Origin of the sequence: Parvibaculum sedimenti (assembly GCF_009184905.1) — a bacterium.
GTDB lineage: Bacteria > Pseudomonadota > Alphaproteobacteria > Parvibaculales > Parvibaculaceae > Parvibaculum > Parvibaculum sedimenti.
Map to the genome: position 1 here is coordinate 21,589 of NZ_WESC01000010.1, position 12,974 is coordinate 34,562.

General features: G+C 62.8%; 12 protein-coding genes and 1 pseudogene. 9 read left to right on the forward strand and 4 right to left on the reverse strand.

Annotated features, from left to right (window positions below; genetic code table 11):
• Positions 1-11 precede the first annotated feature (11 nt).
• Positions 12-2,351 (forward strand): excinuclease ABC subunit UvrB, encoded by a 2,340-nt coding sequence (gene uvrB, locus F2P47_RS11885; RefSeq protein WP_152216588.1) that lies wholly within the window; start codon positions 12-14, stop codon positions 2,349-2,351.
• Between the two features lie 4 nt (positions 2,352-2,355).
• On the opposite strand, the gene F2P47_RS11890 is transcribed toward uvrB, so the two are convergent.
• Complete coding sequence (locus tag F2P47_RS11890) at positions 2,356-3,246, reverse strand: TauD/TfdA dioxygenase family protein (RefSeq protein WP_152216589.1); 891 nt, start codon at positions 3,244-3,246, stop codon at positions 2,356-2,358.
• 122 nt (positions 3,247-3,368) lie between these two features.
• Here F2P47_RS11890 and F2P47_RS11895 point away from each other — a divergent pair, with 122 nt between their 5' ends.
• On the forward strand, positions 3,369-4,187 hold the full coding sequence (locus tag F2P47_RS11895; RefSeq protein ID WP_152216590.1) for a helix-turn-helix domain-containing protein: 819 nt from the start codon (positions 3,369-3,371) through the stop codon (positions 4,185-4,187).
• Positions 4,188-4,314: 127 nt separating this feature from the next.
• Here F2P47_RS11895 and F2P47_RS11900 read toward each other — a convergent pair whose 3' ends face one another.
• A complete protein-coding gene (locus F2P47_RS11900; RefSeq protein ID WP_152216591.1) occupies positions 4,315-4,977 on the reverse strand; it encodes a DUF2971 domain-containing protein in 663 nt (220 codons plus the stop codon).
• Between the two features lie 59 nt (positions 4,978-5,036).
• Here F2P47_RS11900 and F2P47_RS11905 point away from each other — a divergent pair, with 59 nt between their 5' ends.
• Together F2P47_RS11905 and F2P47_RS11910 are read left to right on the forward strand one after the other, a co-directional pair.
• Positions 5,037-5,588 (forward strand): Rossmann-fold NAD(P)-binding domain-containing protein, encoded by a 552-nt coding sequence (locus F2P47_RS11905; protein ID WP_152216592.1) that lies wholly within the window; start codon positions 5,037-5,039, stop codon positions 5,586-5,588.
• Between the two features lie 125 nt (positions 5,589-5,713).
• A pseudogene (locus F2P47_RS11910) lies at positions 5,714-6,005 on the forward strand (GIY-YIG nuclease family protein).
• Positions 6,006-6,044: 39 nt separating this feature from the next.
• Here the strand turns inward: F2P47_RS11910 and F2P47_RS11915 are convergent.
• Both F2P47_RS11915 and F2P47_RS11920 read right to left on the reverse strand, forming a co-directional pair.
• Positions 6,045-6,476 carry a VOC family protein gene (locus F2P47_RS11915; RefSeq protein WP_152216593.1) on the reverse strand — a complete coding sequence of 144 codons (432 nt, stop codon included), beginning with the start codon at positions 6,474-6,476 and terminating at the stop codon, positions 6,045-6,047.
• Positions 6,477-6,545: 69 nt separating this feature from the next.
• Complete coding sequence (locus tag F2P47_RS11920) at positions 6,546-7,802, reverse strand: GNAT family N-acetyltransferase (RefSeq protein WP_152216594.1); 1,257 nt, start codon at positions 7,800-7,802, stop codon at positions 6,546-6,548.
• 171 nt (positions 7,803-7,973) lie between these two features.
• Here F2P47_RS11920 and F2P47_RS11925 point away from each other — a divergent pair, with 171 nt between their 5' ends.
• The 5 genes from F2P47_RS11925 (at position 7,974) to uvrC (ending at position 12,970) form a co-directional block, all read left to right on the forward strand.
• Positions 7,974-8,321: a cupin domain-containing protein gene (locus F2P47_RS11925; protein ID WP_152216595.1), complete on the forward strand. Its 348-nt coding sequence runs from the start codon at positions 7,974-7,976 to the stop codon at positions 8,319-8,321.
• A gap of 34 nt (positions 8,322-8,355) precedes the next feature.
• Positions 8,356-9,387, forward strand: coding sequence for a calcium/sodium antiporter (locus F2P47_RS11930; protein WP_185681085.1), 1,032 nt, complete (start codon positions 8,356-8,358; stop codon positions 9,385-9,387).
• Positions 9,384-10,136, forward strand: a complete 753-nt coding sequence (locus F2P47_RS11935; RefSeq protein WP_152216597.1) for an SDR family oxidoreductase — start codon at positions 9,384-9,386, stop codon at positions 10,134-10,136. The genes F2P47_RS11930 and F2P47_RS11935 overlap by 4 nt, the downstream gene beginning before the upstream one ends.
• 40 nt (positions 10,137-10,176) lie before the next feature.
• Entirely contained in the window at positions 10,177-10,584 is a 408-nt protein-coding gene (gene folB / locus F2P47_RS11940) for a dihydroneopterin aldolase (RefSeq protein WP_152216598.1), read from the forward strand.
• 406 nt (positions 10,585-10,990) lie between these two features.
• Positions 10,991-12,970, forward strand: coding sequence for an excinuclease ABC subunit UvrC (gene uvrC, locus F2P47_RS11945; protein ID WP_152216599.1), 1,980 nt, complete (start codon positions 10,991-10,993; stop codon positions 12,968-12,970).
• Positions 12,971-12,974 lie beyond the last annotated feature (4 nt).

Consider the following 12,974-nt stretch of genomic DNA (forward strand, 5'->3'; position numbering starts at 1 on the left):
TATTGGGTTTCATGGCACGCAAATCCTTCAAATCCTTCGGGCGGGGCGCCGAGAAACAGCTCCCGTCGAGCGCCATGAGCGGCTTCAGCGAGGCGCCGGGCGCCTCCTTCATTCCCGCCGAGCGCGAGGCTCTGGCCCAGGCCGACCGCGACTCATGGGCGGGCGCGCTGAAAGGCGACCCGGAACATTGGCCACTCTTCGAGCCCCACCGGCCGGAGCGCCCCGAAAAGTCGGAAGGCGGGCAGCGCTTCAAGCTCGTCTCGGAATATGAGCCTGCCGGCGACCAGCCTACCGCCATCGCCGAACTGGTCGACGGCGTGGAAAAAGGCGAGCGCGATCAGGTACTCCTCGGCGTCACCGGCTCGGGCAAGACCTACACCATGGCGCAGGTCATCTCGCGCACCCAGCGCCCCGCCCTGATCCTCGCCCCCAACAAGACGCTCGCCGCCCAGCTCTATGGAGAGTTCAAAAGCTTCTTCCCGGACAATGCGGTCGAGTATTTCGTCTCCTATTACGACTACTACCAGCCGGAAGCCTATGTCCCGCGCACGGACACCTACATAGAAAAGGAAAGCTCGATCAACGAGCAGATCGACCGCATGCGCCATGCCGCGACGCGCTCGCTGCTCGAACGCGACGACGTCATCATCGTTGCCTCGGTTTCCTGCATCTATGGTATCGGCTCGGTCGAGACCTACTCGGCCATGACCTTCTCGATCAAGCTCGGCGAAAGGATCGACCGCCGCCAGCTTCTCGCCGACCTCGTCGCGCTGCAATACAAGCGCAATGACGCGGCCTTCGGGCGCGGGACCTTCCGCGTGCGCGGCGATACGGTGGAGGTATTCCCGGCTCACTATGAGGATCGCGCCTGGCGCATCACCATGTTCGGCGACGAGATCGAGGAGCTGGCCGAGTTCGATCCGCTGACCGGCCAGAAGACCGACAAGTTCCAGTCGCTGAAGCTCTACGCCAATTCGCATTATGTGACGCCGCGCCCGGCCCTCAGTCAGGCGATGGAAGAAATTCAGAGAGACCTTCAGATCCGCCTTCAGGAACTGAAGGGCCAGGGCAAGCTGCTCGAAGCGCAGCGCCTCGAACAGCGCACACAGTTCGATCTCGAAATGATGGACGCGACGGGGAGCTGCGCGGGCATCGAGAACTATTCGCGCTATCTCACGGGCCGCAAGCCCGGCGAGCCGCCGCCCACGCTCTTCGAATATCTGCCTGACAATGCGCTGGTCTTCGCCGATGAAAGCCATGTGACCGTGCCGCAGATCGGCGGCATGTTCCGGGGCGACTACCGGCGCAAATCGACGCTGGCGGAATATGGCTTCCGCCTGCCCTCCTGCGTCGACAACCGGCCGATGCGTTTCGAGGAATGGAACGCCATGCGTCCGCAGTCGGTCTTCGTCTCGGCAACGCCGGGCTCATGGGAAATGGAACAGACGGGCGGCGTCTTCACCGAACAGGTGATCCGCCCCACGGGCCTCATCGACCCACCGACGATCATCCGCCCGGTCGGCACGCAGGTGGACGATCTCATCGCCGAATGCCACGAAGTCGCGGCGAAGGGCCAGCGTGTGCTCGTCACCACGCTAACCAAGCGCATGGCCGAAGACCTCACCGAATATATGCATGAACAGGGCATTCGCGTCCGCTACATGCATTCCGACATCGACACGCTGGAACGCATCGAGATTTTACGCGACCTGCGGCTCGGCGCTTTCGACGTGCTGATCGGCATCAACCTGCTGCGCGAGGGCCTCGACATTCCCGAATGCGCGCTGGTCGCCATTCTCGATGCCGACAAGGAAGGCTTCCTGCGTTCGGAAACCTCGCTCATCCAGACCATCGGCCGCGCGGCGCGAAACGTCGACGGGCGCGTGATCCTTTACGCCGACAAGATCACCGGCTCGATGGAACGCGCGATTGCGGAAACGAACCGCCGCCGCGAGAAGCAGCAGGCCTACAATGTCGAGCACAACATCACGCCGGAGAGCATCCGCCGCAACATCGGCGACATTCTCGAAAGCGTCTATGAGCGCGATCACGTCCGCGTCGATACGGGCGAGGCGGACGAAGCCTTCATCGGCCACAATCTCCGCGCCCATATCGCGGACCTCGAAAAGAAGATGAAGGACGCCGCCGCCGACCTCGAATTCGAAACGGCGGCCCGGCTGCGCGACGAGATCAAACGGCTGGAGGCCACCGAACTCGCGGTGGCGGACGATCCCCTCGCCCGCCAATCCGTGATCGACGAAAAGGTCGCGAAAGCCACGCCCGTCAAGGGCCGCTCGTCATCCGGCAAGCCCGGCACACGAGCGACCAAATATCGGGGCAAGAAGCACTAGGCGTTCAGCGCGACGGCCTTCCGCCTACGATCGACACGCGCTCGCCCTGCCGCGAATAGGGGTAGTAGTCCCACACGGCATGGTGCTGCGTGCAGCGATTGTCCCAGAAGACGAGCGTGTTCGGCTGCCAGCGCACGCGGCACTGGAAAACCGGCGTGCTTTCGAGATGCCGCCAGAGCATTTCGAGAAGCCCCGCGCTTTCCGACGGCGACAGCCCGTCGATATGCGTGGTGAAGCCGCGATTGACGTAAAGCAGCTTGCGGCCCGTCTCCGGGTGACGCGCGATCACCGGATGCTTGTTCTTCGGCCAGCCGCCTTCCGGCGCCGCCTTGCCATAGCCGCCCGTATAGGGCTTGGCGCCGTCATGCACCGCGTCGAGCCCTTCGAGGAAATTCTTCATCATGGGCGACAGCGTTTCATAGGCCTCATAGGCGCTGAGGAAACAGGTGTCGCCGCCGCAGCCGATCTCGGGGATCTGCGTGATGTAGAGCATCGAGCCGAAAGGCGGCTCCTCGTCGCAGGTCACGTCGGCGTGCCAGCCCTCGCCCGCCACATAGCGCGAATTCTGGTCGGCCTTGATCGGCAGGATTTCGGGATCGGACTTGGGCTCCCCCTCCTTCGTCGCCGAATGATAGGGGTGCGTGTGCAGCGTGCCGAAGTAGCGCCCGAAGCGCTTGTGGTCCTCGCGCGTCAACGCCTGATCGCGGAAGACGAGCACGAGATGGTCGGCGAAAGCCTGTTTCACTTCCGCAAGCTGCGCCTCGTCGAGCGGCTTCGACAGGTCGACGCCCTCGATCTCCGCGCCGATCACCGGCGTCAGCGGCGCGACGCCGATGGTCTTGTACTCCCGCTTCTCGTCGGTGCGCGCGACGCGCACATTGGGTCGGCTGGTCATGCTGTCCTCCTCCCGGGTGTTCGGCGGCCCTCCCGCCGCCATTTGTCAGAAGCCTAGTCCCATGGGGCTGGCATCCGTCACCGGAAAGTCTCACTATTCCGTTGAACGGAACGGACGGAAACATGGCCGACACATCGAGAATGCCCATAGCCCGTGCACTGGCGCTGCTGGAAGCCTTTAGCGGCGCCCCGGCCATGCAGGTGCGCGAGCTGGCGGCCGCGACCGGCCTGCCCAAATCCTCCGTGGTCCGGCTTCTCGCCCAGCTTGCAGAGGCGGGCTATGTCGAACAGCTTTCGCGGGCCGCGGGCTGGCGCGCGACCTCCCGTGTGCTGAAACTCGCCTCGGGTTTCCGCGAAAGCGACCTCATCGTCGAAGCGGCGATGGAGCCGATGCGCGCCTTCACGCGCAAGCATCGCTGGGCCGTCTTCCTCGGCATTCCGCAAGGCGGCGAGATGATCGTGCGCTTCGGCACGGCGGCGGAAAGCCCCGTCGCGCTCGATCCCGTCATCTACAATGTGCCGACGCCGTTTCTCCTGAGCGCACTCGGACAGGCCTATATCGCCTTCTGCCCGGCGGCGGAACGCGAGGAGCTGATCGCCCGCCTCGCCCAGTCCCGCCGCTCCAGCGACCGCCTCGCCCGCGACCGCGCCGATCTCGACCCAATGCTCGCTGGCGTGAGAAAGCGCGGCTATTCGATCACGGATGAAGCCACGCGCCGCATCACCTGGAAAGTCTCACGCCGCGCCCTGGAAGGCCGCAAACGCGTCACCGGTCTGGGCGTTCCGATCCTCGCGGGCGAGCGGGTGCTTGGGGCGTTGTCGCTGCGCTATTTCCGGTCGAGCCTGAGTGACGCGGAAGCGGCACGACTTTATCTGGCGCCGTTGAGGGAGCTGGCCCACCATATCTCAATTGGCACAACGCCGAAAACAGACACCCTCTGACAGAAAAGCTTGGACGCACCGTGCTTAATTCACTGTCGAGAAAACCCATGCCATTCAAACCGTCGCCATGCGGCAGATTAGAGATTCAATAGGTTACGTGAGGATTCCAATATCTCCCGAGTCACGACTACCAAAGCCTTCTATCGAGCTGCTTAACAACATCAAACGATCTGAAGGCCAAACGCGCTCTGAATATGTCGATCTCTGGCACCAAATCCCCCAGAGCCAGAGAGATTTCATCCCGAGAGATTTCCGACAGCGCCCCAACAATAACTTCTTTCAGAACAATCCCCTCAGAAAACCGGAAAAAGAAATGGCCAGCCTCACGATCACGATCCGAGAGCCCCACAAACATCCGCGCCTCCTGTTCGTAACGCCAATGACTAAACTTTGTCGAAAGAACCTCTTTCAACGGTTCGTCCAGACAACTCTCATCCGAACCGCTGAATATTTCAGAATTTATCGTCAATCGCCTTTGCTGATATCTAACGCGAAGCAATGATGCCTCGTTTTGAACATCAAATCCCAAGCATATGCCGCGGTGACCATCAGCATAGTGGCTCCACTGAACCGGATTCCGTCGCCCAAGACTGAAACATAAGATTCCGCAGTGCTGTGACATTCTGGACTTCCAGTCCAAAAACGATCGTCGAAAAACAGAATCCTTTGTACTTGGGCCTAGAAGCTCGAAGGGATCATTCAGTTCATTGATAATTGAAATCTTGAGCCTACGTCGTTGGAGATCCTCTAGCCCGTACTTCTGGTTTAGAAAATGGTACACGCGAGTCATCGCAGTTCACCTCCTAAATGCGCTTTTTTCGATCCTCTCGATACGAGAGGCCCACGTCAATGACTACCCTCCTCATCGGCGCCACTGGCATGTTGAAGACCGCTGCGGCGCATGCGGTCGCGCGGGCGAAGAAGGCCGTGGTTCTTTCCCGGCATGCGAAGGACTTCTCGCTCGGGAGCGACACGCTCGACGTGAAGCTCACGCGCATATCCCAAAGCTATGAGAACGGCGCGGCGTTTATCGACGCGGTGGCGCGATATGCGCCTTACGATCTCGCGCTGACATGGATCAGGCCGCAGGCGGAGATACTTCGTGCGGCGATTGACGGGATGATTGTACCGGGCGGGCGACTCGTCGAAGTGATGGGGAGCCGGTCGATCCTGCTGGGGGAGAATGGCGAGGCGTCGATTGCGGAGCGGCGGGCGCAGGCGCTGGCCTTGCAGCCGGACATAACCTATTCGCAGGTCATCCTCGGCTTCGTGCTGGAAGGCGACGGCTCGCGCTGGCTTACCCATGAAGAGATTTCAGCGGCCGCCATCGCGCAGATGGAAAAGCCGCAAGCCCGCCTCATCGCGGGTGTACTGGAGCCCTGGGAGCGGCGGCCGCAGTAACATCGGCGGAATGCGTGGCGCTGGATGCCCGGGTCAAGCCCGGGCATGACGATGAGTAGTTGGCATCATTTTCTTTTCGTCATTGCCGGGCTTGACCCGGCAATCCAGAGCGGCACACTCCGCGCATGCGCCAATTCTATGTCTACATCCTTGCCAGCGGTCGAAACGGAACGATCTATACCGGCGTTACAAACGACATTCTGCGCCGCATCTACGAACACAAGACGGAAGCGATGCGCGGCTTTAACGAGCCGCTATGGTGTGAAGCGCCTTGTCTGGTTCGAGGTGCATCCGAGCATCAGCCACACAATTCAGCGCGAAAAGAACCTGAAGCGTTGGTCCCGGGCATGGAAGCTCGCCTTGATCGAAGAGGCCAATCCGGGCTGGCGCGATCTTTATGAAGACCTCATGCGATGACGCTGGGTTGCCGCGTCAAGCCCGGCGATGACGAAAGAATTACCTCTTCCCCCTCAGCCTTTTCCGCTTTTCCAGAAAATACATGACCTCGAGCTTCAACCCGTCGGGGTCGAGGAAATAGACGGCGCGGTAGCCTTCGCCATAGTCGGGATAGTCGGCGGGCGCGTCGATGATGGTTGCGCCCATCTCGACGAGGAGCGCATGCACCTTGTCGACATCGCCAGGCCGCGAGACTTCGAAGGCGTAATGATGGAAGCCGACATCGCCGGTGCGGTGCTTGTGCTGCTTGCCTTTCCGGTCGGCCTCGGTGATCCAGTACATGGTGCGGCCATTGTCCCAGCCGAGCGTCTGGCCGAACTCCCATTCGAGTTCGAAGCCCATGAAGCCGAGCAACCTGTCGTAGAACTCTTTCGAGCGCTTGAGATTGCTGACGCGGATCGCGAGGTGGTCGATGCCGAGGACGCGGACCATGATGTGCTCCTTCGCCGGTCTGGACCGCCCGATGCTCGCGCAGGGCGGGCCACGGCGCAAGCGCGGCGCTTACTTCCCGACGAGGCGCGTGCGCGCGGAGCGGAGCCAGCCCATCAGCCGCTCATTGGTCTTGATGGCGCGGCGAACACCACGGCGCGCATTCAGCACCGTGGACGCGCCGAGGCCCCAGGGTGTCGCCGCCTCGATCAGCGTGTAGAGCGGCATGGGCGTGTCGCAGAAGCTTTCCTTGTAGGGCGCATGGCCGACGGAGAGATCGTAGACCTTGTGCTTCGCCCCGATGCTGGCGCGCATGAGCCGCAGCAGATGAAGGCGGCCCGGCGAGATCTTCGCATGTTGCGGATCGTAGACATGCACCATCAGCGTGGCGCGGTCGTGCCAGACATGGGCGATGGAGCCGGAAATCATTTTGCCGTCGAGCGTCAGCGCTGCGACCTGCAGATGCATCAGCCCGTCCTCGCGCGGCAGCGAGGCGAGTTCGAGATAGGCGGCGCGATGGGCCTCATCCGCGAAGATCGAAACGATGCCCTGATGGCGAAGCTGCGCGGCCTTGGCGTCGAGGATTTCGCGGGCAAGCGCGCGGGCCTCTGTCGGCGTCTGGGCGATGCGGAAGGCAACCTCGCCTTTCGAGGCGAGCTTGCGCTCCTTCACCCGGTCGTTGCGCCGCGTTTCGGGCCGGAAGATCAGCGACAGGTCTTCCGCGTCGGTCGGCAGCGTGAAGGCATAGGCGGCGTCCGGCGCAAGCTCTCCGCCCAGCGCGACGAAGGGATTGGCGAGAGCGCCGAGACGCGCGGGCTGGTTTTCCAGCAGCACCACATCATGTTTCGGAAGCGCCCTGTGGATCGCGGGCCAGAGCGCGGCAAAGCGGCCGACCGGCAGGCGCTCCGCGAAGTCGCGGGCGAGAAGCGGGCCCTTGTAATCGGCGAGCTTGCCGCCAAGCCAGACCAGACAACGCGCGCCCATGCGGCGCTCGATGCCGAATGGCGCAAGCATCAGCGGCTTGCCGCCGAGCGAGATCATGAGGATGGCGGGCGTGACACCTTCCGCGGTGCCGACGGCGGCATGCCAGGCGGCGAGCCAGTCATAACTCTGGAAGCCGGTGCCCACGGCTTCGGCCTCGAAGCGGCGCCAATGGGATTCAGCCTCGATGAAGCTCGTGAAAAGCGTGAAGCCAAGCGCGCGGCGGGCGGCAACGCGGCGTTCCACCCTGCCGGGCCAATTGCGGGGCGTCACTGCGCGGGGGGCGTGGGGGCGCGGCGCTTCCACCGTCTCTCTCATGCTCGCACCTTCGCCCACACTCTCGATCATACCCGTCTCCCGCGCCGTTCCGGCACATTCGCCGTTCCGTTTCCGGACGACGCCTTGTCTTCTTCCCCTGAGGAGCAAGAGTCCGGCCAGACAGGCCCGGCGTTAACCAGACGAGGACACGCCGACGCCGGGGCCCGTGTTAAGGTCATTCACCCGCCACCGGAGGACTCGATGCCGAAACTGATCCCTGTCACCGCAACAACGGCGCCGGAGACCGGCGCGCCCGCCCCCGACCGCGTGATCGCGGGGCACCCGCAGAACCGGACATGGAATGCCTATGAGACCCCGGATGGCCGCTTCTTCTCAGGCATTTGGGAATCCGACGCCGGCGCCTGGCGCATCGAATACACGGAAGCCGAGTTCTGCCACATCCTCGAAGGCGAGAGCCGCATCACAAGCGAGGATGGAACCTCCATGACCGTGCGCGCAGGCGACGCCTTCGTGATCCCCACGGGCTTCAAGGGCACATGGGAAGTGGTGACGCGGACGCGCAAGCATTACGCGATCTACCTGCCATGAGCGCATGCTTCGCGGCGCAGGCGGGAGCGGCCCCATGATGTATCTGTCGGTGCTGGGCGGCTTCGTGTTGCTGATGCTCTGCGGCGACCTGCTGGTGCGGGGCGCGGTGGCGCTCGCCGCCCGGTTCGGCGTCCCCTCGCTCGTCATCGCGCTCACCATCGTCGCGGTCGGCACCTCCATGCCGGAACTCGTGATCTCGGCGGATGCAGCACTTCAGGGCTCGTCCGACATCGCGCTCGGCAATGTGGTCGGCAGCAATATCGCCAATATCCTGCTGGTGCTCGGCCTGCCCGCGCTCATCTACCCCATGTCTTGCGCCGATGGCTCGCTCAAGCGAAACACGATGATCATGCTCGGCGCGAGCGTACTGCTGATCGCGCTCTGCTTGCTCGGGCCGCTCAATCGCGGCGAAGGGCTGCTGCTTCTCGTTCTGCTCGGCATCTACATCGCATGGTCGCTGCTCGAGGTTCAGACGCACAGGCTCGAAGCGCGCGCTCGCGCAGCGGAGGCGCGCGCCCTTGCCCTCGAAGTGAAGGAAACCGGCAAGGCCATGGAGGCAGCCGTCGAGCAGGTGATCGTCAGGGATGTGCCAACGGTGACCATGTCGTGGCTTGTCATCGCGGCCCTCATCCTCGTTGGCTGCGCCGGGCTCCCGGTCGGGGCGCACCTCGTCGTCGCCGGTGGCACGGCGATCGCGCGCGCCTTCTCGGTTCCCGAAGCCACAATCGCGCTTTCGCTCGTCGCCATCGGCACATCGCTGCCCGAACTCTCGACCTCGCTGATGGCCGCCTGGCGGAAGGAGCACGATATCGCCATCGGCAATGTCATCGGCAGCAACATCGTCAATATTCTCGGCATTCTGGGCGTCAGCTCGCTCATTGCGCCGCTGCCTGTTGCGGCTACCTTTCTTCACGTCGATCTTTGGGTCATGCTCCTCGCCGCCTTCGCGATCGTGCCGACGGTCATGGCGCGTGGCAGCATCACATGGTGGAAGGGAGCGGCTTTCGTGCTGGCCTATGCGATCTACATTGTCTCGATCCTTCATCGCGGGAGCGCACTGATATGAAGGCGGCCCTCATCACCGGCGCCGCGCGGCGCATCGGGCGCTCCATCGCGCTCGCGCTTGCCGAAGACGGATATGCCGTCGCCATCCATCATCACCAGTCCGATGAGGACGCGGCCGGCCTTGTGCGCGAGATCGACATGCGCGGCGGCAAGGCCGTGGCGCTCAAGGGCGACCTCGGCTACCGGCCCGACCTCGCGGCGCTCATTCCCGATGCGGTGAAGGCGCTCGGCCCGCTCACCCTTCTCGTCAACAATGCCTCGCTCTTCGAGCCAGATGAGGCGGCGACCATGACGGAAGCGAGCTGGGACGCGCATATGAGCACGAACCTCAAGGCGCCCGCCTTTCTCTCGCAGGCCTTCGCCGCCCAACTTCCTGAAGGTGCCGCGGGCAACATCGTCAACATCATCGACCAGCGCGTCTGGCGGCCCAATCCGCGCTTTCTGAGCTATACGCTGTCGAAAATGGCGTTATGGGATCTTACGCGCCTTCTCGCTCAAGGCCTTGCTCCCCATATCCGCGTCAACGGCATCGGGCCGGGGCCAACGCTCGCCAATACGCGGCAGGCACCGGAAGATTTCGAACGGCAGTCCGCCGCGACTATTTTGCGCCGCGGCACTACGCCAGAGGAGATTTGCGCGGGACTTAGGTTTATTCTCGCCGCGCCCGCCATGACCGGACAGATGATCGCGCTCGACGGCGGCCAGCACCTTGCCTGGGAAACGCCCGACGTCGTCGGCATCCCGGAATGACTGGGCCGGGGCGATTGGGCAAGAATGAATGAGTAACACCATGAGCCAGTCCGACAACGTCCGACCCTTCAAGATCGCCGACGCGGCACGCGCCATTCGCCACGTCTTCGTGCGGGACCTGCTGCTTGATGCCCATATCGGCGTTTACACCCATGAGCATGGCCGCACCCAGCCGATCAGGGTCAATGTGGACCTCACGGTGAGCGAGGCGGCGCATGGCGACAAGCATGCCAATGTCGTCTGCTACGAAGAAGTGGTGAACAACATCAAGGCAATGGTGGCGAGCGGGCATCTCAACCTCGTCGAAACCCTGGCCGAACGGGTCGCCGCCTCCTGCCTGGAGGATGAGCGCGTCATGGCCGCCCGCATCCGGATCGAGAAGCTCGCAGCCATCCCGGAAGCCGGCAGCGTGGGCGTCGAAATCGAGCGAACCAGGGCTTCGTCTTAACCCAAGTGAACCGCTCGGAATTGATTCCGGATACCCTCTCAAAAGCGGCAATGGAATCAAGCATTTGGGCCGGTCCGACGCCGGGTACGGAACAACTGTACACAGCAAAGAAATCGGCAGAACGCCTCGAATCTGCTTGACTCTATTTTCGGTCAGCGGCAGCCGCCCCTTTCGAAGGGTAAAAAATATTGTTAAAAATCAAAGGGTTAGCTTTGTCACATTTTGCAGCCCGACGTCACAAAAGCTAATTGTGGCAATAACTTGACTAGAGTACCCGGCAAAGAATCAACAAACTTATCCACAGCCGCCGCACATATGTTGAGAGGCCATCTGGCATCGCCTTCAAAGACGCTACTATGGAAATCAATGGAATCCGGGACTTAAAGGCGGACTCTTCAAACAGGCCATGAGCGAACAGGACCAAACCCCAAGCGAAGCGGCAGAGGGCGGCGTGGAGGCCGCTCCGCTGGGGGCTGCCTATATCGCGGAAAAGGTGAAACAGCTGCCCGACAGCCCGGGCGTCTATCGCATGTATGACGGCCAGGGCGAGCTTCTCTATGTCGGCAAGGCCCGGAGCCTCAAGAGGCGCGTCTACAACTACACGAAGCTCGCCGGCCATTCGAACCGCATCGCCAGGATGATCGCCTCCACGGTTTCGATGGAGTTCATCACGACGGCGACGGAGACCGACGCCCTTCTCCTCGAAGCAAACCTCATCAAGCGGCTGAAGCCCCGCTACAACGTGCTGATGCGGGACGACAAGTCGTTCCCCTACATCCTGCTGACCGGCGATCACGAGTTCCCGCAGGTGGTCAAGCATCGCGGCAGCCGCTCGCGCAAGGGCGACTATTTCGGCCCCTTCGCCAATGCAGGTGCGGTCAATGCAACGCTCAACGCATTGCAGAAGGCGTTCCTGCTGCGCTCCTGCTCCGACAGCGTTTTTGAAAGCCGAACGCGGCCCTGCCTTCTCCACCAGATCAAGCGTTGCAGCGCGCCCTGCACCGGCGTGATCGACAAGGCGGCCTATGCGGAACTCGTCGCCGAGGCACGGGACTTTCTGCGCGGGCGTTCGCGCAAGACGCAGAAGGAACTCGCCGCGCATATGGAAGAGGCGGCCACTGCGCTCGACTTCGAACGCGCCGCGATTTATCGCGACCGCATCCGCGCGCTGACGCAAGTACAGCAACATCAGGGCATCAATCCGCAAACGGTGACCGAGGCCGATGTCTTCGCCGCCTGGCAGGAGGGCGGACAAACCTGTGTGCAGGTGTTCTTCTTCCGCGCGGGGCAGAACTGGGGCAACCGCGCCTATTTCCCGCGCCACGACCGCGAACTCGACACGACGGAAGTGCTCGACGCCTTCCTCGCCCAGTTCTACGAAGACCGGCATCCGCCGCGCATGGTGCTGCTGAGCCATGACGTGCCGGGCAAGGCGCTTCTCGCGGAGGCGCTTTCGATCATTGCCGGCCGCAAGGTCGCTGTCGGCATGCCGCAGCGCGGCGAGAAGCGCGAACTCGTCGATCATGCACTCACCAATGCACGGGAAGCGCTGGGGCGCAGGCTCGCGGAAAGCTCGACACAGCGAAAACTCCTCGAAGGCGTGGCGGAAGCCTTCGGCCTCGATCAGGCGCCCGAACGCATCGAGGTTTACGACAACAGCCATATCTCCGGCTCGAAGCCAGTGGGCGGAATGGTCGTTGCCGGGCCCGAAGGCTTCATGAAGACGCAATACCGCAAGTTCAACATCAAGAGCGACATCGAGCCGGGCGACGATTACGCGATGATGCGCGAAGTGCTGACGCGCCGCTTCACGCGGCTGCTGAAGGAATCCGGCGAGGCGACGGGCGAAGAGGAGCCGCGCCCCGAGGACGGAGCGAGCGAAGAGGAAGCAAATGCGCGGGGAAAGGAATTTCCCGACTGGCCGGACCTCATCCTGATCGACGGCGGCGCGGGGCAGATGAAGATCGCCTGCGAGGTTCTGGCCGAACTCGGCATAGACAGTGTCGCCATTGTCGGCGTCGCCAAGGGACCAGAGCGCGATGCGGGGCGCGAGCGCTTCTTCATGCCCGGCCGCAATCCTTTCATGATGGAGCCGCGAAATCCCGTCCTCTACTACCTGCAACGCCTTCGCGACGAGGCGCATCGTTACGCCATCGGCAGCCATCGGGCGCGGCGCTCCAAGGCCATCGGCGTCAATCCGCTGGACGATGTGCCGGGCGTCGGTCCGGGCCGCAAACGCGCCCTGCTCCGCCATTTCGGCTCGGCACGGGCGGTGGCGCGGGCGGGGCTTTCAGATCTGGAAGCGGTCGACGGGATCAGCGCGAAGGTCGCGCAGACCATCTACGATTTCTTCCATGGAAATCCGGACCAGCCGTCAAATAACTGACGCC

Bases quoted from the DNA above. Each gene is read 5' to 3' on its own strand.
- uvrB (WP_152216588.1), top strand. From the start codon at position 12: ATGGCACGCAAATCCTTCAAATCCTTCGGGCGGGGCGCCGAGAAACAG.
- F2P47_RS11890 (WP_152216589.1), bottom strand. From the start codon at position 3,246: ATGACCAGCCGACCCAATGTGCGCGTCGCGCGCACCGACGAGAAGCGG.
- F2P47_RS11895 (WP_152216590.1), top strand. From the start codon at position 3,369: ATGGCCGACACATCGAGAATGCCCATAGCCCGTGCACTGGCGCTGCTG.
- F2P47_RS11900 (WP_152216591.1), bottom strand. From the start codon at position 4,977: ATGACTCGCGTGTACCATTTTCTAAACCAGAAGTACGGGCTAGAGGAT.
- F2P47_RS11905 (WP_152216592.1), top strand. From the start codon at position 5,037: ATGACTACCCTCCTCATCGGCGCCACTGGCATGTTGAAGACCGCTGCG.
- F2P47_RS11915 (WP_152216593.1), bottom strand. From the start codon at position 6,476: ATGGTCCGCGTCCTCGGCATCGACCACCTCGCGATCCGCGTCAGCAAT.
- F2P47_RS11920 (WP_152216594.1), bottom strand. From the start codon at position 7,802: ATGATCGAGAGTGTGGGCGAAGGTGCGAGCATGAGAGAGACGGTGGAA.
- F2P47_RS11925 (WP_152216595.1), top strand. From the start codon at position 7,974: ATGCCGAAACTGATCCCTGTCACCGCAACAACGGCGCCGGAGACCGGC.
- F2P47_RS11930 (WP_185681085.1), top strand. From the start codon at position 8,356: ATGATGTATCTGTCGGTGCTGGGCGGCTTCGTGTTGCTGATGCTCTGC.
- F2P47_RS11935 (WP_152216597.1), top strand. From the start codon at position 9,384: ATGAAGGCGGCCCTCATCACCGGCGCCGCGCGGCGCATCGGGCGCTCC.
- folB (WP_152216598.1), top strand. From the start codon at position 10,177: ATGAGCCAGTCCGACAACGTCCGACCCTTCAAGATCGCCGACGCGGCA.
- uvrC (WP_152216599.1), top strand. From the start codon at position 10,991: ATGAGCGAACAGGACCAAACCCCAAGCGAAGCGGCAGAGGGCGGCGTG.